Genomic DNA, 19,569 nt, shown 5'->3' on the forward strand with positions numbered 1-19,569 from the left:
GTTAATCGTAAGCGGTGGCGAGCTATGCACGCTCATGTTGGCTAAAAGCGCTTTAGAAATTTAGATAGCGGTTCTAAATTATTTTAATCACTCTTCATTCACTTAGTAATTCACTTGGAATAATAATGATAAAAATTGGTCAAGGTATCGATGTCCATGCGTTTCATAATACGGGCGAGCAGCAGCAATATGTGATATTAGCAGGCGTGCCGATAGAGCATACCCATAGTTTGCTGGCGCATTCTGATGGCGATGTGGTGCTCCATGCGCTTGCCGACGCGCTGCTTGGTGCATTGGCACTTGGGGATATTGGGCAACATTTCCCAGATACCGATGCCGCGCACGCTGGTTTGGATTCGCGCGTACTACTCCGTTATGTGTATGGTAAAGTCCAAGCTGCCGGTTATACTTTAGGGAATGCTGATATTACTGTGATGTGTGAGCGCCCAAAATTGGCACCCTATAATTTGGCAATGCGCGAAAATATCGCCAGTGACTTGCAAACAGCTGTGAGTAATGTCAGCATTAAAGCCACAACGACTGAAAAACTGGGCTTTACTGGTCGCCAAGAGGGTATTATGGCCAATGCCGTGGTATTATTGGTACCAAATATGATGATGTCTGACGACAATATGGCTAGCAATACTATTTCTGATGTTAACGTTTCAGATGTTAATATGCCTGATGTTTAATCCCTAATGGCTTAGTAGTCAGTGATGAGGGTTGCAATAAACGGCAATCGCCCCATGTAGCAGCCACAGGCCAAATTTAGCGTGACATATCTCTTTTTGATAATAGTTTTAATAAATAGGAGCTTTTATGAGTGAGCAAACCCCAAATACTGCTGCAAACGATGTTGAACAGCTGATTCGTGATCAAATCAAAGACAATAAAGTCATCCTTTATATGAAAGGCACGCCGCAGTTTCCACAGTGTGGTTTTTCTGCTAAGTCGATTGAGGTTTTGACCCAAATTGGCCGTCCGTTTGCCTATGTTAATATTCTAGAAAACCCAGAAATTCGTGCTACGTTACCGAAGATTGCTAATTGGCCAACGTTCCCGCAATTATGGATTGACGGTGAATTGATGGGTGGTTCAGACATCATTTTACAGATGTACCAATCAGGCGAGCTAAAACCTTTGGTTGAAGCCAATAGTCCTGCTGCTTAATGATTAAGCGTTTTTATTGGGCAGTTAATAAGCCTCAATAAATCATTTAGAAATTGCAGCAAAGTAAACCTGAATAGCCATTCTACTTTATGAAGAAAGGCTATTCGGGTTTTTTATTGTCTATGCAATTTATTGTTTTTATCGCTTTTAGCCCCATATAGTGTCCAAGATAAATATATTTTGCCTAAAAGCGAGAGTTATATGAGTAATCACTTAGCAAACACGGAATTGCCAAACACAGAATTAACGGAGCAGCAGGAGGCGGCTGAACAAGCGGCTATCGAAAAACGCCGCGAGTATCTAAAAAACGAATCAACCCGTTTAATCGATATGGCGGGCAGTGAGCCAAATTCTGCCCTTAAATGTATCCATCAGCTTAGCGTAGCAGGCGGCGCAACCGAAGCGACTTATATTGCCATTGAGCAGCGTATCGTCGCGGATCAAGATGCAGCTGGTGCTTATCATTTGGCATTATTGGCACAAAACACCCCTGATTTACCCATCGATGCGCGGCAACTTATTGAGATGGTTGTGCTAAAGGGTGATAACGCTCAGCGTTTGGCTTTGCTAAAAAACTTGCCATTGCCGCCTGTTGAGATGATTAAAGAGCAAATCTTGGCGACCAATGACGGCGACGCTATTGGGCAGATGAATGCCTATTTGCAGATTAACCCAGAAGCTTACGGCAGCCACCATATGCTGGCCAGTGGGCAGGCTGACCGCATTGTACCACTCAGTCCTGGTAAATAAATCCATTCGAGGTTTATCAAGCTTTTATTGATGCACCTTTATGATTAATGGCAATAGCAGTTAATTTAAATAGTTTTTCGTATAACGTTTTTTAAACGGTAAAAAATTGTTATAATTACCGGCTATTTTACCTATCTTTAATGGCTCATCTGAGTCGTTATCTCTTTTTTAAATTCGACTGACGCTTATTGACCAGCAGCCATGCTATGCAGCGATAGCCTCTGGCTCACGGTTGCGTCGAGAGTCAAGTGAGGCATACATGCAATACCCAAAAAATTACGACGTGATAGTGATCGGCGGCGGTCATGCTGGCACAGAAGCAGCTTTGGCGGCCGCACGTATGGGTGCGCAAACGTTACTCTTGACGCATAATATCGAGACGCTAGGGCAGATGAGCTGTAACCCTGCGATTGGTGGTATTGGTAAATCGCATTTGGTACGTGAGATTGATGCGCTTGGCGGCGCGATGGCATTAGCGACGGACAAATCTGGCATCCAGTTTCGAGTGCTTAATAGTCGTAAAGGTGCTGCCGTGCGTGCCACGCGTGCGCAAGCGGATCGCATCCTTTATAAAGCCGCTATTCGTCATACGCTTGAGAACCAGCCAAACCTTGATATATTCCAACAAGCAGCTGATGATATCTTAGTCGAAAATGGTCGCGCGACCGCTGTTGTGACGGCAACGGGTATTATTTTTAACACCCAAACTGTGGTGCTGACTTCAGGAACGTTTTTAGGCGGTGTCATTCATATCGGTTTGGAGAATTCAAAAGGCGGACGCGCAGGCGATCAGCCTTCTATCAAGCTTGCTGACCGTTTACGCGAATTGAAATTACCCGTTGGTCGCTTAAAGACCGGGACGCCAGCACGTATTGATGCACGTAGCGTTGACTTTAGTGTCATGATGGTACAGCCAGGCGATACACCGCTGCCGGTGATGAGCTATATGGGCGATGTGTCCATGCATCCTGAACAGGTCAATTGCTATATCACCCATACCAATGCGCGCACCCATGACATTATCCGTGAAAACCTAGACCGCTCACCGATGTTCTCAGGCAAAATCGAAGGCGTAGGGCCACGTTATTGTCCGTCTATTGAAGATAAGATTCACCGTTTTGCCGATAAAGACAGTCATCAAATCTTTATTGAGCCAGAAGGTTTGACCACGCATGAGCTATATCCAAATGGTATCTCAACCAGCTTGCCGTTTGATGTGCAATTAGACTTTATCCATAGTATGAAAGGTCTTGAGAACGCACACATCACCCGTCCCGGTTATGCGATTGAGTATGATTATTTTGATCCGCAGAACCTAAAACCAACGCTTGAGACCAAATCAATCGATCGTTTGTACTTTGCTGGTCAAATCAATGGTACGACCGGTTACGAAGAAGCGGGCGTACAAGGTTTATTAGCCGGCACCAATGCGGCATTGGTCACCTGTGAAAACAGTGAGTTTGACGTTTGGACGCCGCGCCGCGATGAAGCATATCTTGGCGTACTGGTCGATGACTTGATTACGCATGGTACCACTGAGCCATATCGTATGTTTACCAGCCGCGCCGAATATCGTTTGCTACTGCGTGAAGACAATGCTGATCAGCGTTTGACTGAGACTGGTCGCAAGCTTGGTTTGGTAGATGATGTGCGCTGGCAAGCTTATCAAGAAAAAATGGAAGCCATTGCTACCGAAACCTCGCGCCTTAAAGACATCTGGGCAACCCCTGCTAATGCTTTAGGTCAGCAAGTCACGGCGCAGACAGGCGAGGTGCTGTCTAAAGAATCGACTGCGTATGATTTATTAAAACGTCCGCAAATACATTTTACTGATATCGCTGCTATCACCGGCTCAGAGGTTGATAGCCAAGTCGGTGAGCAGATTGAGATTTCTGTTAAATACGCCGGCTACATTGACCGTCAGCAAGAAGATATCGATCAGATGAAGCGTTTGGAAAATACTGCCTTGCCAATGGGTTTTGACTATAGTGTGGTATCAGGATTGTCCAATGAGATTGTGCAAAAGCTGGCGCAAATTCGTCCTGCCACGCTTGCTCAAGCGGGACGTATCAGCGGGGTCACGCCTGCTGCCATTCAGCTATTGGCGATGACCGTCAAGAAGCAGAAAAAAGCCCAAGCGGCGTTAAACTCGTAATAATGGTTTAGCAAATCTTGAAGCTTTAACCTATGATTATAAAAGAAGCCCGTAATGACAAAGCGTTATGGGCTTTTTTATGGCAAATACCTTAACAATTTCAAAACAGTTTGCCGATGTAAAACTTGATAATTTAAGACGTGCTGGTTTAAAAAGTAGAAAGCTTTAAAAATAATTAAAAGTGAATAACAAGGAGAAAATCTATGCCTTACGATAAATTGTCTGAATTACCCGATTCGGTAAAAGATGATCTGCCAAAGCATGCGCAAGAAATCTTTTTGGCCGCATTCAATAGCGCCAGTAAACAATATGACGATGAATCACGCTGGTTTGCTACCGCATGGGCCGCTGTCGAAAACAGTTATGAGAAAAACTCGGACGGCAAGTGGGTGAAAAAGTCTGATTAGGGCGTGTTTTCATTTTAAAATTTTAACCATTTTTAGCCCATTTAGATATACATCGATTGAATTGAGAACACGCCCTCGTATTCAAATCAGCAATAGCGGCGTTATATACACTATAATAAAATAGCTTTCCGTTATCCAAGCTAACCCATTTTAAAATACCTACTCACCATTGCTGTTTATTTAACAATATAGCTTTGGATATATTCATAACCTGAGCTTATTTATGACCGCTGCTATTATTTTTGCCATTACCATCGTATTGCCCAACCTTGTTTTGATGGGGTTGGGTTTTTTTATGCAAAGGCGCGGCGAGGCAAGCCAAGCTTTTATCGATCAAGCATCCAGCTTTGTCTTTAATTACTGTTTGCCGTGCTTACTGTTTTTTAGCGTGGTTGATAGTGAGGTCGATTATGCCAAACAAATGACTTTAATCATTGCTGGTATTGTCGTGACCTTTATTTTGTTTATAGGCGCAGAAATTTATGCCAAGGCTTTTGTCGATAAGCCTGCCGACCAAGGGGTGTTTGTACAAGGTATCTTTCGCAGTAATATGGCGATTATCGGTCTGGCAACCGTCGCTAATGCCTACGGCGAGCAGGGTTTAAGTATTGGTGCCGTCTATATGGGGGTGGTGACGATATTATTTAATATCTTAGCGGTCATTACCTTAAGCCGGGTGTCTAAAAGCGCGGACGATACGTGGATCAGTCGCAGCATAATGATTGTCAAAAAACTGTTTACCAATCCGCTAATTATCGCCTTGGTCGCAGCTTTTGCTTATAAAGCCCTGCCGTTACCGCCTATTAGCGGAATTATTCATACGACTGGCGACTTATTGGCAGCGGTGGCATTGCCGTTGGCACTGATTTGCGCGGGTGCAAGTATCGATTTAAAGTCGATGTTGCATCCATCTGGCCTGTCTATGCAAGCTAGTATTGGACGTATTGTGATTGCGCCTATAATCGCTATTGCAGTCGGATTGGGTTTTGGCTTATCAGGCGTGCATATGGGCGTGCTGTTTTTGATGGTGGCGTCACCGACGGCGGCGGCCAGTTATGTGATGGCGAAAGCCATGGGCGGTAATGATATATTGGCGGCCAATATTTTAGCATTTACCACCGTGGTGGCAATGTTTGGTATGGCGATTGGCGCGGCGATATTACGCGGATTAGGGTGGATATAGCATCGATAATAATGTTAGGTATATGAGAAATGCTTTCGCTTTTAATAAAAATAAAAACAGTCGTTATAAAAAAGTCCCCTTTTCCAATTGGAAAAGGGGACTTTTAACATTTATTGTCGTTATCTCATATTGTCTTTATCATGCTTATTCACGCGGCGATGTTTGCGTTTAGGGCTAACACGATACGTCAAATAACCGCCAATAATCAAGACCACAATAAAAGCGACGATGTATAAAAATATTGATGAGCCGATAAAGGCAGAAGGTTCCATGACCATAATCTCCTTAAGGTTTATCAATAATTATGCAAGCGGCGCAGGTTATTGTAAAGTAAACAAGTTTAACTCAGATGTAAGTTCAAGTGAACGCAGACGCGCTGCTTGATCGTAAACGTTGGCAGTGACAATCAGCTCATCTGGTTGATACTTTGCGATAAATTCTGCCAGTTTTGGTTTGACCGTTTCGACAGAACCAACAAATGACACCGATAAAGCGTTGTCTACCATCATTTTTTCCGCCGGGCTCCAGATGTTATCCATATCATGAGTTGGCATTGGCATTTGTCCACGCTCACCGCGGCGTAAGCGGACAAAGCTTTGCTGTGCTGAAGTAAAGTGATAATGAGCAGTTGCGTCGTCGTCAGCCAGTAGCAGGTTAGCCGCCAGCATCACATAAGGCTTATCTAGATGCGCCGATGGTTTAAACTGTTCGCGATAGGCATTAATCGCTTGTGTCATCATCTGCGGCGCAAAATGCGAGGCAAAAACGTATGGTAGGCCCAAATGCGCCGCTAGAGTGGCACCAAACAGTGACGAGCCCAATATCCAAATAGGAATGTTTGATTTCGCCCCTGGGAATGACTGCACAGGACTGTCATCGGTGCCATCACCTAAGAAATACATGAGCTCTTGGACGTCTTGCGGGAAACGATCAGCATCTTGCATTTGACGGCGCAGCGCCTGAAATGTTGCACCATCGGTACCTGGCGCGCGGCCTAGACCTAAATCGACACGATCACCGTATAACGCTTGTAAAGTGCCAAACTGCTCAGCGATGATAAGCGGTGCATGATTGGGCAGCATGACGCCACCAGCCCCGATACGTATGCGCTTGGTTTGGCTACCGATGTGCGATAATAGCACCGATGTCGCTGCACTAGCGATACCCGGCATATTGTGATGCTCGGCCATCCAATAGCGGTTGAAACCAGATTTTTCTGCTTGCTGCGCGATAGCAACGGTTTGGGCAATGCCTTCAGCGATGGTTTTGCCTTCGGGTACGGGTGCTAAATCTAAAAATGATAATGGAATTGTGTTGCTCATGATTCACCTATTTTTAAGTTGTCGCCTTGTAACGACGTTTTTATAGTTAGTTTTTAAATATCAGGAATGAAAAGCAGGCTGATGATTCAATAGCTCATATGATGGGGCAGTTATAGAGAATATAAAGGTCAGCACTTAAGATAGTAACAAATCATAATAATTTGCGGCGTATATAAGAGCAAAAAAGCACCGCTATCTATTGAGAACGGTGCCGTTTGTATTTATGAGAAAAACGATGATTAAGCTAAGTGCTTGAAATTATTACGAATTGCTTAAGCGCTGAGTTTTAAAAAGCTACTCCTTAAAAAGCTACTGGCTCAGTTAATAACTACTGACTAAATTGCTTTTGGCATAGCTCCATAAAGGCGCGTCCGTATTGACGGATTTCTGCATCATCACGTACCGCCATCCAACTGGTAAAACGCCCAAAATGATTGACAGGAATGGCGGTTAAATTATGATAATGGCTTGGCTCAAATGCCATTTCAGCGATAATACCAATACCCAATCCTAATCCAACATAAGTGCTAATCACATCGGCATCAAGGGCGGCGAGTACGATATCAGGCTCAAGGCCTGCATCGCTAAAGGTTTTATCAATCGCGCCGCGTCCCGTAAAGCCGCCGTGATAAGTCACAATCGGGTAGCTGGCAAGGGTTGGTAAATCAATCGATTCTAAACCCGCCAGCTCATGGTCGCTCGGTACAATAACCCGATGCGTCCAGTCGTAATAACGGTAGCAGCGTAGATAATCATTGTGCAACAAAGATTCGGTCGCAATGCCAATATCCGCCTGCCCACGAATAACCATCTGGGCGATGGTCTCGGGATCTGCTTGTTGCAGAATTAAATTAACTTTAGGGAAACGATCTTTAAATTCTTTGACCACTTTTGGCAATACATAACGCGCTTGCGTGTGCGTGGTCGCAATGGTCAGTGTGCCAATATTGGGATTATTAAAATCCAAACTGAGGTTTTCGATTGTCCGGATTTCAGCAAAGATAGATTCGATATGCGGCATGAGTGCCGTGCCCATGGTCGTCAGCCCTGTCAGGCGTTTGCCTTGGCGCACGAACACTTCGGTTTTAAGCTGGTTCTCAAGTGCCGCGATATGCTTTGATAGACTCGATTGGCTGGTATGCAGCACGGTAGCTGCTTGACTCAAATTATAGCCATTGATTACCGTATGCCACACTGTTTCCAACTGTTTGAGCTGGATTTGTAGATGCCGCTGATTGACCACTACGTCGATTGCCATCATTTAATCCTATATATAAATATACAAACCTCGTCTGTATATAAAAGTAAAAAACTACAAGTATTCAATAAGTCGCTAGTGTAAATCAAAGTTATTATTCTCGTATATAATAAATGGCTATGAATTTATACTAATTTGGAATATATAGTAATTTATTTTTCTTAAATTGACAATAGATGTTTAAAGCAATAAACAACGAGAGAAAGATTGTTTTAATGTTTAGGTGAGCTACTGATACACGACGTTACCGTATTGAAATAAATGGTGTTGCCAAATGCTATGGTTATTAAGTTAATGCAAAAACATCTAGTCAAGGTTAGCGTTCTCAAGTACCATAATTCAATTTTGTGCTAACGATGGTTTTTGTGCAACGCTGAGCAATTTTTATCGATCCTTTTTATCCGTATTACTGAGAAATGATTGATAAAAATTGTGCGCAGTTGTGTTTTTTATCTCAATTTTTGGTGAGTGATTATGTCTGCTGTCCAACCTGTAACGCCTGAACAACCGATTGCCGAAAAATCATGGGCAGAAGCCGCCAAGGCTTATTTAGATTCGCGCGTTATTATCATGCTGTTTTTAGGGTTTTCGGCCGGTATTCCCATTTTGCTGATTTTTTCCAGTCTGTCGTTATGGTTAAGAGAAGCAGGCATTGACCGCGGTGTCGTCACCATGTTCAGCTGGGCAGCATTGGGATACTCATTTAAGTTTATTTGGGCGCCATTAATCGACGCGCTACCGGTCCCTTTTTTGACCAAATGGTTAGGTCGCCGCCGTAGCTGGATGGTGGTATCGCAGCTGCTGATTGTATTGGCCATTTTTTTGATAGCGACGGTCAACCCTATCAGCGAAGACGTGTTGGTTTATATGGCGGGCGCGGCAGTTTTGTTGGGATTTTCTTCTGCCACCCAAGATATCGTTATTGATGCTTACCGCATTGAGCTGGCACCGCCATCGATGCAGTCTATTTTGTCCTCTATTTATGTGTCAGGTTACCGCATTGGTATGATTGTCGCTGGGGCAGGTGCGCTGTATTTAGCAGATTATTTTGGTTCAACGGAAAGCTTTTATAGTTATGAAGCGTGGCGTAATACCTATTATATTATGGCCGGAGTCATGACTTTAGGCATATTGACCACCTTTGCCAGTTATGAGCCAACCGCCGAGATTCTGCAAAATAATAAACAAAAAAACAACCTCAAAGTTTTCTTAATTTACTCAGCGTTACTATTAATACCGGCGTTGTTGTTTAGCGCCATATATCTTGTCAATATTCTGATTAATAAAGTTTTTGATAGTAGCATTGCGCTGATACCGCTGATAGCAATGCCGAGCATTAAGTTCTACTTTTTAGCATTGGTTGCTTGTGCGCCATTGCTGCTGCTTTATTTTATGATTAATCAACCTAAAATTATTAATAAAGCGCCATTGGTGGCAGAAACCCGCGAAGACTATGTCAGATTGGTTTTATTGTTTGTGTTTGCCGTCGTCGCATTTATCGCCGCCTATGTTTTGATAGGACAAGGATTGCCTGAGTTTGAAGGCGTGTTTGTCAGCTTTATCAGTGAGACGCTGCATTTGCTAACAAGCTTAGCCGTAGCGCTGGCAGCGGGTTATGCCTTGGTAAAAGTCGGTCTGGTGAAAAAAGAAATTGCGATGGCAACCTGGATTGAGCCTATCTTAGATTTCTTTAGACGCTATGGTAAAAAGGCGTTATTGTTATTGGCCTTGATTGGTTTGTACCGTATCTCAGACATCGTGGCAGGGGTGATATCAAACGTCTTTTATCAAGACATGGGCTTTAGTAAAACCGATATTGCCAATGCGGTCAAACTGGTTGGCGTCATTATGGCGATTGCTGGTGGTTTCTTAGGTGGGCTGTTGGCGCAGCGTTTTCGTATCATGCACGCGATGATGATTGGCGCTATTCTCGCTTGTGCGACCAATTTATTATTTGTGGTGCTGACTTACAACCCTGGCAGCTTGCCGATCATGTATATGGCGGTGATATTTGATAATTTAGCCGCTGGTCTTGCCAGCGCCGTATTTATTGCTTTCTTATCGGCATTGACCTCTATACGTTTTACCGCGGTACAATACGCTATTTTTTCTTCATTGATGACTTTGATACCTAAAGTCATGGGTGGCTATTCGGGCTCTATCGTTGATAGTATGGGCTATCCGTTCTTCTTTATTTTTACCTTTGCGATTGGTATTCCAATTTTAGCGCTGATTTACTTTGTTGATAAATATATCGTTATTGGTGATAACGACGATATTTATGGCGATAGCGATAGCGATGGTGAAGGCGGCAGCGGTATTGGCGATAAGTTAACCAAAGCCAATCCAAACCTAACGGATACCAAAGAGCCGCCCCGCGCTTCAGAGTAGTTAATGCATGACATATAGCCAGTTCAACAGGCTTATTTAGTAAACAGTAATTTTACGAGTTATCTATGAAAGCAGCTACCATTGGGCAAATAAAACAAAAAATTCAGCAATTGACGAATGCAGCTGCAAGCAGTCATTTGCCCTCGTTTTGGCTCACTGATTGGTTGTTGTTTGTCATTGAGCAGCCAAGCTCTTTTTTAATCACGGATGAAAACTATCAACTGACCGATAGCGAGCTTACGCAATTTCATGCGGGTGTGACTAAGATGCAGCAGGGCACGCCCTTGGCGTATTTAACGGGACAGCAAGAATTTTGGTCGCTGAATTTTAAAGTCAATGAGCATACATTGATACCGAGGCCCGATACTGAAGTATTGATCGAACAAGTATTAGCTTGGATAAACTCTCAACCAAAAAGTGCCGATGGCAATAATAAACCAAATCGCCTCTTAGATTTGGGCACTGGCTCTGGCTGTATAGCGATTAGCCTCGCGCATGAGTTAGATAAGCGTCAGCCAAACAATAAGGCTGAGAAATGGCAAGTGGTTGCCGTTGATTTATCGCTAGAAGCGTTAAAAGTCGCTAGGCATAATGCAATGGTAAATGAGGTTGCTGCTGATATTAAGTTTATCCAAAGCAGTTGGTATGAAGTGCTGTCTGCTCAGGATGAGCCATTATTTGATGTGATTGTGTCTAATCCGCCTTATATTGATGAAGAAGATGAGCATTTAGCAAGACTGGTCGCCGAGCCGATTAGCGCCTTAAGCGCCCCCAATCATGGACTTGCCGATATAGCGCATATTGTTAAGCAGGCGCCGCAACACTTACGTAAAGGTGGGCTTTTAGCAATTGAGCATGGTTTTGATCAAGGTGCGAAAGTTCGTCAGCTATTTTTGGACAATCGTTTTGAGTCTGTTCATACTGTGCAGGACTTTGGCGGTAATGACAGGGTGACTTTAGGTCAGCTGTTATAATTGGTTTTTAAGAGTACGTTTTTAAAGGTGAGTCTTTAAGAATAGGTTTTTAATAATGGATATTTTGCTTATAACTTGTGGTGAAAAATAGTGGTAGAAAGTATGACGCACTCCAAAGAAACAGGACAGCTAACAGATGCAGAGCTGCTGCGTTATGCGCGGCAGATATTACTTGATGGCTGGGATATCGATGCGCAGCTACGTTTAAAAGCCTCGCGAGTCGTGATGATTGGCGCAGGCGGTCTCGGTTGTCCTGCTTCTGAGATGTTAGTGCGGGCAGGGCTTGGGCAAGTGCAGCTGATTGATGATGATGTGATTGAAGCCAGTAATCTACAACGGCAAACGCTATTTTTACCTGAAGATATTGGCAAACCTAAGGCGCTGACAGCGGCTCATATGCTGAACAAAATTAACCCTTTGGTTAGGGCGCGTGGGACCGTGGCCAGATTGAGTGAAGACAATGCTTATGAGCTGCTTGAGATGGCATCTGGTAAGCCTGACTTACTTTTAGACTGCACGGATAATTTTGCCACTCGCGATATCATCAACCGCATTAGTGTGCGTTACCAGATTCCGTTATTATCAGCTTCAGCGATAGCCACGCAAGGACAATTGGCACTATATGAGCCGCACTTAAATACCGGCTGCTATCATTGCGTCTTTGGTTCGGTAACAGTCGATGCAGCAGCGGATGAACGTACTTGTGCCAATTCAGGGGTACTCGCCACTACGCCCGCTATTATGGGTAACTTGCAAGCCAATGCAGCGCTACAATATCTAGGATTAACCAAAAATCCACTGACAAATAAGCTGTTAATATGGGATGGTAGCCAGATGCAGCAACGACTGATGGGCTATCGCAAAGATGTGCATTGTCCGATTTGTGCCAAACATTAGCAAGTTGCTCAAGCTTTTTAACTCTTCCTATCCTCATAACCTCCTTTTTATTACCATAGTTGTTTTTTTATGAAAATTCATCGTCCGCATTTATTAAAGCATACCTTTAATGTCGTTAATCGTGTGCGCCAAACCGCAAGCGTTGCTGGTTTGTCAGCACTGAGAGTGGCAAAGGGTGAAAAACCCGATGCGATGCTGTTAAAAGAAACCTTTGAGCAATTGGGCACGACTTATATTAAAATCGGGCAGTTTATCGCCAGTACGCCGTCATTATTTCCGCGCGAATATGTAGAGGCGTTTCAAAGCTGTTTAGATCAAACGACGCCCTTATCCTATGCCTATATTGAACAGGTATTAAAAGAAGAGCTGGCCGCCGCTGGCCTGTCGCTTGAAGAGATTTTTGCTTATATTGACGAAAAACCACTCGCTTCAGCGTCTATTGCCCAAGTGCATGCCGCGCGTTTACATAATGGCGATGAAGTAGTGCTAAAGGTACAAAAACCAGGCGTTGAAACGATTATGCAAACCGATTTGGGCGTCTTGCACGCTATGACCAAGTTGGTTGAGCTACTAATGCCTTCGATGCGCTTTGCCAGTATTGCGCCAATCATCGATGAGATTCGTCTGCGGATGCTTGCCGAAACCGATTTTATTGCTGAGGCGCAAAATATCCGTGATTTTCAGCAGTTTTTAGCGATATCAGGAAATACACGCGTCGTTGCGCCAACTGTCTATGAGGAGCTGACCACCAAGCGCGTGCTGACTATGAGCCGCTTATACGGCGTTTCTATGGTAGATGAAGCCGCCATGCGTCAGTATTGTAATGATCCGGCGCAAGTGATGGCAGATACCCTTAATACTTGGTTTGCCAGTTTGATGCTGTGTAATAGTTTCCATGCAGATTTGCACGCGGGTAACTTGATGCTATTAACCGATGGGCGTATTGGTTTCTTAGACTTCGGTATCGTTGGTAAATTAAAAGCGGAAAGCTGGCGCGCCTGTATGGGTATGATGCAAGCAATGCAAGACAGTGATTATCAAGCAATGGCGCGCCATATGGTTGATATGGAAATGACTCATGGCGGCAATCAGGTTGACGTCGCGGCATTGGGCAATGATTTGCAGCGTATGATGAAAACCATCATGGCAGAAGACAAAGCCTTTACCAGCGGTGTGCCTTTTAATAGTAAAGAGCAAGCTGATGAGCTCAATAAAATGATGCTAGAGATTGTTGAGGTCGGCAAGCGTCATGGTATTCATTTCCCACGTGACTTTGCCTTATTGACCAAGCAAATGCTCTATTTTGATCGCTTTATGCGCACGCTTGCCCCTGACATGGATATGTTTAGCGATCAGCGCGTGCAAATGCTAGGGCAGACAAAAGCAGCTGAACAAGCAAGCAATCCAATTCGCAATATTTCTTAGTAGTAAGCACGTGATAGCAGTAAGTGTTGTATTGAGACGTTTTTCTATTTTTAATTGGTTAGGTATGGCTTTTTTTAACACAAAGGATTGTGGGCGTTTTGCCACAAAATGGCTCTGTCATGATGACTGCTCTTAAAAGCCGTGCTGCTACTATTATTACCCATCAAACGGCGATTGCTTGCATAGGGTTGTATTGTCTGGCAGTAGTGATGGGGTTTGGGCGCTTTTTATTTACCGCCACCTTACCTGATATCATGACGCAATTATCGTTATCGACGGTCATTGCAGGTTGGCTGGCTTCGGTCAATTATAGTGGTTATTTTATTGGGGCGCTGATTGCGATGTTTGTGCCCCAGCGTTTGACATGGCAAATGCTCATAACATGGACAGCCGTCAGCATCGTGACCACCATGCTATTGGTGGTGCCAAATCTGTCATTAAATAGCTGGTATGTTATTCGGTTACTATCGGGTATCGCCAGCGGTGTGGCCATGATTTTAAGCTCATCGCTGGTTATTCAAAACTTTAGCAATGAGCGCCGCTCAGTGCTCTCAGCTTTGCACTATGCGGGGATTGGCGTCGGTATCAGTGCCTCTGCCGTCTTGACATGGTGGCTATTAACGCTCGGTTATCATTTTGATATTATTTGGCTGGTAGCAGGAGTTATCAGTCTGCCGTTATTATGGCTACTTTATGCTATCAGACCACAAAGCTTGATTTCGTCCGCTTCACACTCATCTCAATCCACGTCCTCTAATTTACAATCCTTTCAGCAAAAGGCTCTCAAATCGAAGCCTGCCGAATTAAACCATAACAATCAAAACCTATCTGTACCGCAAGCTTATCGTAATTTTAAACGTTCGTTATATGAAGCGGCCGCTGGTCATAGCAAGGCGATTGCATTACTGTCGGCAAGTTATGTGCTGGCGGGGTTTGGTTATATTACGTCGGCGACTTTTTTGCCAGTCATGGCAACGCAGCGCCTGACAGCACAAAGCTATGCAGGGCTACTGATTTGGTTGGTGGTTGGTATCTTTGCCATGCTATCGAACCCTATTTGGGGCGCGCTTGCCAAGCGTATTGGCGAAAGCAGAACCTTGATGGGGTTGACGTTATTACAAGCGTTTGGCATGTGTTTACCGCTATGGTTTGATGGCGCTATTGGCTTGTACGGTAATGCGGTGATTTTAGGATTAACCTTTGTCGGTATGGTGTCAATGACGCTAAATTTAATTAAAAATATCAATCCCGCTTACTCAAATTTGCTGATTGGACTGGCAACTTTGGCCTATGCCATAGGGCAGTTCATAGGGCCGCTGGTCACGGTAGCGCTGGCAGGGAAACAGGATAATTTTAACGCGGGTTTATTGGTCGCAGCGAGCGGTTTATTAGTGGGATTGGTTTTAGTCTTCTTTTTTCAGCGTCAAGCTCAAAAGCAGTTAAACTAGACCACGCTACGGCTAAAGACTTCTCGTAGCTCAAAACTGGTATGCACTTGAGCGACGCCTTCGATGCGATTGAGCCTATGTAATAAAAATTCTTCATAATGTGCCATATCACGCACCCGTACTTTGATTAGATAATCTTCGGTGCGACCGGTGACAATACTACAGCTCACCACTTCATCGAAACTTTGAATTTTCTCTTCAAAATGCTCAAAGCGATCTGCAGTATGGCGATCCATGCTAATCGCAATAAAAACGGCTAAAGGATAGCCAAGTTTTTGCGCATCGGTCTGGGTATGGTAGCCGGTGATAATACCTGCTTCTTCCAAGCGTTTGATACGGCGCGCGCAAGGGGTCGCCGATAAATTCACCTGCTCGGCAAGCTCGGTAATACTCATACGTGCTTGGGTTTGTAGTAAGCGTAATAACTGTTTGTCGGTAGCATCAATATCTATAGGTAAAACATTGTTCGTATGATTATTTAACATCGGATATCACCTATCTAGTGGAATAATCTAATTATAGGTGAGACAGTGGTCTATTTCACTAAAATTTTATAAATAGTAGCTAAATAAAGCTGATTTCTAGCACAGAAACTTTGTTATTATAATGGCATAAACTTTTATTATCTCGTATGATAAAGAGTGCTTGGTCATTAGTTGCCCAGTTAAAACTATACTTCAACTCAGCTCTTTATGTTATCTAAGGATTGATTATGCCTAATCAAGCAACACGCAATGCAGACCGCGCGCCTGCAAAAGTCACCCCAAAAAATGCCGCTTTTGATTTCCGTAAATATCGTCCATTTGCGTTTGCTCCTGTGCTAGCAGATCGTACATGGCCGAGCAAGACGATTGAGAAATCACCAATTTGGGCAAGCGTGGACCTGCGTGATGGCAATCAGGCGCTGATTGATCCGATGACCATTGAACAAAAAATGCGCTTTTTTAAAACCTTGGTCGATGTGGGTTTTAAAGAGATTGAAATTGGTTTTCCGTCGGCGGCGCAAGTAGAGTTTGATTTTGCTCGCAAGTTGATTGAAGAAAATCATGTCCCTCACGATGTGACCTTGCAAGTATTGGTGCAGGCGCGTGAGCATTTGATTGCCCGTACTTTTGAGTCATTAAAAGGCGCGAAGCGTGCTATCGTCCACGTTTATAACTCAACCAGCCGCGTACAACGCGAAAAAGTATACGCTAAGGATAAAGCAGAAATTAAAGAAATAGCCATTGCTGGCGCTAATTTATTGGTTGAATACGCAGCCAAATATCCTGAAACAGAATGGGTATTTCAGTATTCGCCTGAAAGCTTTAGCCAAACAGAAACGGAATATGCGGTCGAAGTCTGTGACGCGGTGTGTGAGGTTTGGCAGCCTGAAAACGGCCAAGAAGTGATTTTAAACTTGCCGGCGACGGTTGAAGCATCAACGCCAAACGTATTTGCCGACCAAGTTGAGTATTTTTGTCGTCATATTGCCCAGCGTGAGCATGTCACGGTAAGCTTACATACACATAACGACCGTGGCTGTGCGGTAGCTGCTGCCGAGCTTGGCGTGCTTGCTGGTGCCGATCGTATCGAGGGCACTTTGCTTGGCAATGGCGAGCGTACGGGTAATATGGATATCATGGTGATGGCGATGAACTTGTTTAGTCAAGGTATTGACCCCGAGCTTGATTTTAGTAATATGAGCGAGATTGTACAAGTGGTGAGCGAGTGTAATAACTTGCCCCTACATCCGCGCCATCCGTACGTTGGTGAGCTTGTGTTTACCGCCTTCAGCGGCTCGCATCAGGATGCTATTAAAAAATCTCTTGATTACAATGAAAAACATCAAGATGAAACCAATAACGTTTGGGACGTTGCTTATCTGCCGATTGATCCGGCGCACATCGGTCGCAGCTATCAAGATGTGGTGCGTATCAATAGCCAATCTGGTAAAGGTGGCGTTGCTTATATCTTGCAGCGCAATTATGGCTTTAATTTACCGCGCTGGATGCAAATTGACTTTAGCGGCGTGGTCCAAAAACAAGCGGAAAGCGCTGCTCGTGAATTGCAAAACGATGAAATCTTACAAGCCTTTGAAGAGACATATCTACAGCAAGGCAGCTTCGAGCTTCTAGATTATAGTGTCAATAACAAAGGCGGCGAGGTCTACTTTAACGGTCAAGTACAGATGAATGGCGACACCATTACTATTGACGGAACCGGTAATGGTCCTTTGTCATCGTTTATTGATGGGCTTGCGCAGCACACAGGTAAATCTATCCATGTCATCAACTACGCTGAGCATGCGATTAATCCGCAGCACAACAGCGGTAATGGTATCGATGATGATACCAATAATGACAATAAAACCAACGCCAATGCCGCGGCTTACATTCAACTAAATGTTGACGGTGATGTTTACTCAGGCATCGGCACTTGTAGTAGCACGGTATCAGCGATGCTGAAAGGCGCGTTATCTGCTTTTGCTCAAGCGGCTAGTCCAGTTGCTGCTTAATATCGCCTTTAGCCGATAATAAAATAGTTCGATTTACGATGTTAGTCTATAACGCCATGGCTTTTGCAAATTAGCCATGGCGTTATTTTTGTGTATATACACTTAATATTTGGTAGGTGAGTTTTAAAAACAATATTGGGCATGAATTTATTGATGAAGGGTTACGTTGAGGTCATGGTTGATCAAAGTCGTACGACTAATAGCATAATGTTACTTGTGTTTTTGGTGTCTAAGACTTACGCTAATGTACGTCTTATTTATTATTATAATATTAAAAAAGGTTAATTATGGAACCTATATCTTTTGCTTCATTTTCATTGGCTTCTATTTTAGCGTCACTGCCAGTGAACGGTGAAGCGGTTAGTAAACCTACCATTACCACCCATATCAGTCCCGCTATCGCCGGACAGTGGGAGATAGATTTAGACAGTGGCATCACGATGACCAAAGAAGCGCAAGCTAAGCAGGCGGCGTCAAAGATGGAGCTGGGCAAAATTGATGAACCAAAAGTAGGCACTGGCGCTGAGGGTGGCGTGTTGATCCAAAATGAAAAGCGTATCGTCAAGGTGCAGCCAACTAGCAGTAAAAACCTGCTAACCGCTAAGTCTACTCAATGTCGGGAAATTTATAATTTTGCGGCCGATAATGAGATGTGGGCAGTCAGTGGTAAAGAGTGGACTTACGGGCGTTACTTAGTCACCCATCGTGATGAAGGCTTACCTATTATTGCGCTAAAAACGGTTTATGATAATAACGAAGTCGATTGCTCGGGTAATCAGGTAGATCAAACTGGCGAGGCATTAATAGCGTTTTTGAACCATGAAGGCAATAAAATGCAGTGGTGCGCCGATCCTGAGGGTACAGAATGCTTTATGAATTTCACCAGAATATTACCTTAGCATTCTTTTAGCGTTATTTATAAAATTTAAGCAGCACTTTATAAAATTTAGACATATAAAAAAACCGCTATCTTTTTGAACTGACCCCCATAAGTTGGACACAACTTTTGGGGGTTATTTTATGAAATACGACATAGACTTTAAGATAAGAGTGATCGTCTATTATCAGCAAGGTCATTCCGCTTATGCTACCGCAAAGCATTTTAATATTAATGATAAAGATGTTTTTAAGTGGGTCAACCAGTACTTAAAAGACGGTATACTTGCAATCAAACCTAAAACTGGCAAAGCCATCTACAGTCGTGAGTTCAAGCTTCAAGTCCTGACCACAATGGCAGGTGAAAGTTTAAGTCAATCACAAGCCGCTTTGAGGTTTAACATTAGCTCACCTGCTTTAATCAGTGCTTGGCGTAGCTCCTATGCCCGTCATGGTATGCTAGGCTTAACTGCTAAAGCTAAAGGACGACCCACTGTGAAGCATCCTTATCTCACTGACAAACCTGACCATGAAAAGAGTATAGAAGAGATCAAACGCGAGAATGAGTATTTGCGTGCGGAGAATGCTTATTTAAAAAAGCTCGATGCCTTGCTCAAAGAGAGGAAAGCCAACCAGACAAAGCAAGGCTCATCGAAGGATTAAGAGAGCATCATCCATTATCTGATCTACTCGCCATAGCAAAGCTTGCGCGGAGCAGCTTCTACTACCATAGAGCGAGTCTTACTAGTAAAGATAAATACGCCGATCTTAAACAGCGTATCCGTGATATCTACCATCACCATAAAGGTCGATATG

Annotated in this window: 17 protein-coding genes and 1 pseudogene; 14 read left to right on the forward strand and 4 right to left on the reverse strand. The window is 43.8% G+C overall.

The genetic code is table 11. The features are described 5' to 3' along the window. Positions 1-125 precede the first annotated feature (125 nt). From ispF to JFC07_RS08500, 6 genes and pseudogenes are all read left to right on the forward strand, one after another. A pseudogene (ispF, locus tag JFC07_RS08475) lies at positions 126-602 on the forward strand (2-C-methyl-D-erythritol 2,4-cyclodiphosphate synthase); the annotation flags it as partial. Between the two features lie 217 nt (positions 603-819). Next, entirely contained in the window at positions 820-1,170 is a 351-nt protein-coding gene (grxD, locus tag JFC07_RS08480; RefSeq protein WP_068408679.1) for a Grx4 family monothiol glutaredoxin, read from the forward strand. Between the two features lie 201 nt (positions 1,171-1,371). Continuing rightward, complete coding sequence (locus tag JFC07_RS08485; RefSeq protein WP_102077193.1) at positions 1,372-1,920, forward strand: hypothetical protein; 549 nt, start codon at positions 1,372-1,374, stop codon at positions 1,918-1,920. Positions 1,921-2,179: 259 nt separating this feature from the next. Next, positions 2,180-4,075, forward strand: a complete 1,896-nt coding sequence (mnmG, locus tag JFC07_RS08490; protein ID WP_198328856.1) for a tRNA uridine-5-carboxymethylaminomethyl(34) synthesis enzyme MnmG — start codon at positions 2,180-2,182, stop codon at positions 4,073-4,075. A 203-nt stretch (positions 4,076-4,278) separates the two neighbouring features. Next, complete coding sequence (locus JFC07_RS08495; protein ID WP_193029968.1) at positions 4,279-4,482, forward strand: ChaB family protein; 204 nt, start codon at positions 4,279-4,281, stop codon at positions 4,480-4,482. A gap of 223 nt (positions 4,483-4,705) precedes the next feature. Then, entirely contained in the window at positions 4,706-5,665 is a 960-nt protein-coding gene (locus JFC07_RS08500; RefSeq protein ID WP_198328857.1) for an AEC family transporter, read from the forward strand. A gap of 119 nt (positions 5,666-5,784) precedes the next feature. Here the strand turns inward: JFC07_RS08500 and JFC07_RS08505 are convergent, their stop codons facing one another. From JFC07_RS08505 to JFC07_RS08515, 3 genes are all read right to left on the reverse strand, one after another. After that, positions 5,785-5,937, reverse strand: coding sequence for a hypothetical protein (locus tag JFC07_RS08505; protein WP_156508559.1), 153 nt, complete (start codon positions 5,935-5,937; stop codon positions 5,785-5,787). Between the two features lie 48 nt (positions 5,938-5,985). Continuing rightward, positions 5,986-6,987, reverse strand: a complete 1,002-nt coding sequence (locus JFC07_RS08510) for an LLM class flavin-dependent oxidoreductase (protein ID WP_068408687.1) — start codon at positions 6,985-6,987, stop codon at positions 5,986-5,988. Positions 6,988-7,315: 328 nt separating this feature from the next. Then, positions 7,316-8,245 carry a LysR substrate-binding domain-containing protein gene (locus tag JFC07_RS08515; protein WP_198328858.1) on the reverse strand — a complete coding sequence of 310 codons (930 nt, stop codon included), beginning with the start codon at positions 8,243-8,245 and terminating at the stop codon, positions 7,316-7,318. Positions 8,246-8,719: 474 nt separating this feature from the next. On the opposite strand from JFC07_RS08515, the gene JFC07_RS08520 reads away from it, so the two are divergent. From JFC07_RS08520 to JFC07_RS08540, 5 genes are all read left to right on the forward strand, one after another. Beyond that, the gene (locus JFC07_RS08520; RefSeq protein ID WP_198328859.1) at positions 8,720-10,636 is read left to right on the forward strand and encodes an AmpG family muropeptide MFS transporter; all 1,917 of its coding nucleotides are present in this window, start codon (positions 8,720-8,722) and stop codon (positions 10,634-10,636) included. Positions 10,637-10,701: 65 nt separating this feature from the next. Then, on the forward strand, positions 10,702-11,610 hold the full coding sequence (gene prmC, locus JFC07_RS08525; protein ID WP_068408692.1) for a peptide chain release factor N(5)-glutamine methyltransferase: 909 nt from the start codon (positions 10,702-10,704) through the stop codon (positions 11,608-11,610). Between the two features lie 102 nt (positions 11,611-11,712). Next, entirely contained in the window at positions 11,713-12,507 is a 795-nt protein-coding gene (locus JFC07_RS08530) for a HesA/MoeB/ThiF family protein (protein ID WP_068408693.1), read from the forward strand. A gap of 69 nt (positions 12,508-12,576) precedes the next feature. After that, the gene (locus JFC07_RS08535; protein WP_068408695.1) at positions 12,577-13,932 is read left to right on the forward strand and encodes an ABC1 kinase family protein; all 1,356 of its coding nucleotides are present in this window, start codon (positions 12,577-12,579) and stop codon (positions 13,930-13,932) included. A gap of 119 nt (positions 13,933-14,051) precedes the next feature. Further along, a complete protein-coding gene (locus JFC07_RS08540; protein ID WP_198328860.1) occupies positions 14,052-15,380 on the forward strand; it encodes a YbfB/YjiJ family MFS transporter in 1,329 nt (442 codons plus the stop codon). Here JFC07_RS08540 and JFC07_RS08545 read toward each other — a convergent pair. Next, positions 15,377-15,865, reverse strand: a complete 489-nt coding sequence (locus JFC07_RS08545; protein ID WP_068408697.1) for an Lrp/AsnC family transcriptional regulator — start codon at positions 15,863-15,865, stop codon at positions 15,377-15,379. The two genes, JFC07_RS08540 and JFC07_RS08545, sit on opposite strands and share 4 nt — an antisense overlap. 227 nt (positions 15,866-16,092) lie before the next feature. On the opposite strand from JFC07_RS08545, the gene leuA reads away from it, so the two are divergent. The 3 genes from leuA (at position 16,093) to JFC07_RS08560 (ending at position 19,416) form a co-directional block, all read left to right on the forward strand. Continuing rightward, entirely contained in the window at positions 16,093-17,877 is a 1,785-nt protein-coding gene (gene leuA, locus JFC07_RS08550; protein WP_198328861.1) for a 2-isopropylmalate synthase, read from the forward strand. 287 nt (positions 17,878-18,164) lie between these two features. Continuing rightward, positions 18,165-18,776, forward strand: coding sequence for a hypothetical protein (locus tag JFC07_RS08555; protein ID WP_198328862.1), 612 nt, complete (start codon positions 18,165-18,167; stop codon positions 18,774-18,776). A 121-nt stretch (positions 18,777-18,897) separates the two neighbouring features. Then, a complete protein-coding gene (locus tag JFC07_RS08560) occupies positions 18,898-19,416 on the forward strand; it encodes a helix-turn-helix domain-containing protein (protein WP_198328863.1) in 519 nt (172 codons plus the stop codon). The last annotated feature ends 153 nt before the right edge of the window (positions 19,417-19,569 follow it).

Source organism: Psychrobacter faecalis, from assembly GCF_016107575.1.
Lineage (GTDB): Bacteria > Pseudomonadota > Gammaproteobacteria > Pseudomonadales > Moraxellaceae > Psychrobacter > Psychrobacter faecalis.

Excerpts from the sequence above, each read along its gene's own strand:
- JFC07_RS08505 (WP_156508559.1), bottom strand. The coding sequence starts at position 5,937 with ATGGAACCTTCTGCCTTTATCGGCTCATCAATATTTTTATACATCGTC.
- JFC07_RS08535 (WP_068408695.1), top strand. The coding sequence starts at position 12,577 with ATGAAAATTCATCGTCCGCATTTATTAAAGCATACCTTTAATGTCGTT.
- mnmG (WP_198328856.1), top strand. The coding sequence starts at position 2,180 with ATGCAATACCCAAAAAATTACGACGTGATAGTGATCGGCGGCGGTCAT.
- JFC07_RS08545 (WP_068408697.1), bottom strand. The coding sequence starts at position 15,865 with ATGTTAAATAATCATACGAACAATGTTTTACCTATAGATATTGATGCT.
- JFC07_RS08515 (WP_198328858.1), bottom strand. The coding sequence starts at position 8,245 with ATGGCAATCGACGTAGTGGTCAATCAGCGGCATCTACAAATCCAGCTC.
- JFC07_RS08510 (WP_068408687.1), bottom strand. The coding sequence starts at position 6,987 with ATGAGCAACACAATTCCATTATCATTTTTAGATTTAGCACCCGTACCC.
- JFC07_RS08500 (WP_198328857.1), top strand. The coding sequence starts at position 4,706 with ATGACCGCTGCTATTATTTTTGCCATTACCATCGTATTGCCCAACCTT.
- prmC (WP_068408692.1), top strand. The coding sequence starts at position 10,702 with ATGAAAGCAGCTACCATTGGGCAAATAAAACAAAAAATTCAGCAATTG.
- JFC07_RS08560 (WP_198328863.1), top strand. The coding sequence starts at position 18,898 with ATGAAATACGACATAGACTTTAAGATAAGAGTGATCGTCTATTATCAG.
- JFC07_RS08485 (WP_102077193.1), top strand. The coding sequence starts at position 1,372 with ATGAGTAATCACTTAGCAAACACGGAATTGCCAAACACAGAATTAACG.
- JFC07_RS08495 (WP_193029968.1), top strand. The coding sequence starts at position 4,279 with ATGCCTTACGATAAATTGTCTGAATTACCCGATTCGGTAAAAGATGAT.
- JFC07_RS08540 (WP_198328860.1), top strand. The coding sequence starts at position 14,052 with ATGATGACTGCTCTTAAAAGCCGTGCTGCTACTATTATTACCCATCAA.
- leuA (WP_198328861.1), top strand. The coding sequence starts at position 16,093 with ATGCCTAATCAAGCAACACGCAATGCAGACCGCGCGCCTGCAAAAGTC.
- JFC07_RS08520 (WP_198328859.1), top strand. The coding sequence starts at position 8,720 with ATGTCTGCTGTCCAACCTGTAACGCCTGAACAACCGATTGCCGAAAAA.
- JFC07_RS08530 (WP_068408693.1), top strand. The coding sequence starts at position 11,713 with ATGACGCACTCCAAAGAAACAGGACAGCTAACAGATGCAGAGCTGCTG.
- grxD (WP_068408679.1), top strand. The coding sequence starts at position 820 with ATGAGTGAGCAAACCCCAAATACTGCTGCAAACGATGTTGAACAGCTG.
- JFC07_RS08555 (WP_198328862.1), top strand. The coding sequence starts at position 18,165 with ATGGAACCTATATCTTTTGCTTCATTTTCATTGGCTTCTATTTTAGCG.